General features: G+C 69.5%; 1 protein-coding gene. It reads right to left on the reverse strand.

From position 1 onward, the window contains the following. On the reverse strand, window positions 1-2,034 hold a 2,034-nt coding region (locus AS181_RS24360; RefSeq protein ID WP_231742714.1), incomplete at its 3' end, for a condensation domain-containing protein. Between the last annotated feature and the right edge of the window lie 43 nt (window positions 2,035-2,077).

Raw genomic sequence — 2,077 nt, forward strand, 5'->3', positions numbered from 1 at the left:
ACCCACCGACAACCCCACCCGCTCAGCAACCACCGACCCCACCGAACGACCCGACCACCCCAACCCCACCTCCACACCACGCGACCAACCCTCGATGGCGGCGCGCTCGATGGCGTCGACGAGGTCGATGTCGCCGACGATCACGTCGGGATCGGCGAGGCCCGCGTCGAGGACGTCGACGATCCGCGCACCGATGCGTCGCACCGTAGGCTCGTCGAAGAGGTCGGTGGCGTACACGATCCGGCCGGCCAGGCCGGCGAGGGCACCGGCGTCGTCCCGATCGGCGGACATCCCGATCATGAGGTCGAACCGGGCAGCGGGCGCACCGGCCTCGACGGGCGTGATCGTCAGTCCCGGCGCGGACAACTCCCCCACGGAGGTCTGTTCTAGGGTCAGCAGCACCTGGGTCAGCGGCGCGAACGCCTCGCTGCGCGCCGGGGCGAGGGCATCGACGAGGTACTCGAAGGGCACGTCGGCAGCGGCGAACGCATCGAGGTCGGTGTCGCGCACCAACCGGACCAGTTGCTCGAAGGTGGCCGAGGCGTCGACCTCCGTGCGTAGGACCAGAGTGTTGACGAACATGCCGATCAGGGCGTCGAGTTGGGCACGGCCACGGCCGGCCACCGGTGAACCGACCGCGATGTCCGACGTCCCCGACAACCGGGACAGCACCACCGCGACCGACGCGTGCACGACCATGAACACGGTCACGCCGTGTGCGCGGGCGAACGACTCGATGCGGGGTGCGAGACCCTCGGGCAGGTCGAGGTCCACCACCGCCCCGCGGAGGGACGCCACCGGCGGCCGGGGTCGGTCGGTGGGCAACTCGAGGACCTCGGGCAGGCCGGCCAGGTGATCGCGCCACCAGCGCGACTGCCTGCCGAGTTCGGAGTCCGGATCGTCGATCGAGCCCAGGGCGCGCTCCTGCCAGAGCGCGACGTCCGCGTAGTGCACCGGGAGCGGAGGACGGACAGGCGCGCGACCCTCGACGCGGGACCGGTACGCGTGCAGGAGATCGTCGACCAGGGGCGCCAGTGACTCGCCGTCGGCGGCGATGTGGTGCAGCACGACGACCAGCACGTGGTCGTGTGCCCCGCGGTCGTCGGGATCGGATCCGAGAATGCCCGAACGGATCGGGAGGTCGCGGGTGACGTCGAACGGTTCCGCGGACAGCGTCTCCACCCCGGCGGTCCGCCACCACTGATCGACGGTGACGTCGTCAGCCGCGGCGATGTCCTGCCACGGCCGGCCATCCGGGCCCTGTGGGTAACGCGTCCTCAGCACCTCGTGCCGGTCGATCACATCGGCGAGTGCCGCGCGCAAGGCGACGACGTCGAGACGACCACGCACCCGTAGGGCGAACGGGATGTTGTAGGCCGATGACCCCGGATCGAACTGGTTGATGAACCACATGCGTTGCTGCGCCGGCGACAACGGGAGGCGGGCAGGACGCGGGATCGAACCGAGGTCTGCTGTCTCGGCGGGTGAACCGCTGTCGGTGCGACGGGTCGCGTCGACGAGAGCAGCCATCGCGCGCACGCTCGGTGCATCGAAGAGTTCACGAACGCCGAACGGCACACCGAACACGTGAGCGACCCGCGCCGCCACCCGAGTGGCCGACAGTGAATGTCCGCCGATCTCGAAGAAGCTGTCCGTCACCGAGATCGCCGTGGCGTCCCCACCACGGCCGAGCACCTCGACGACCATGCCGGCGATCGCGCGCTCGGTGTCCGTGTCCGGTTCCACCCGTCGAGTGGAGAAGAGATCCGGTGCGGGCAGGGCTTTTCGGTCGACCTTGCCCGCGGTGTTCAGCGGCAACGCGTCGAGCACCATGACGGTGTCGGGAACCATGTACGACGCGAGCCTGCGGGCGGCATGGTCTCGTAGCCGCGACACCGCCGACTCGTCGGGTCCGGTGACGTACGCGACCAACCGGTCGTCGTGCACCACCGCGACTGCCGAGACCACGTCGTCGGCGCTCGCGAGGACGGTTTCGATCTCCCCCAACTCGATCCGCTGCCCCCGCAACTTCACCTGAAAATCAACACGACCCACATACTCCAACTCACCCACACCA

It is taken from the genome of Gordonia sp. SGD-V-85 (genome assembly GCF_001456905.1).
Taxonomy (GTDB): Bacteria; Actinomycetota; Actinomycetes; order Mycobacteriales; family Mycobacteriaceae; genus Gordonia; species Gordonia hongkongensis.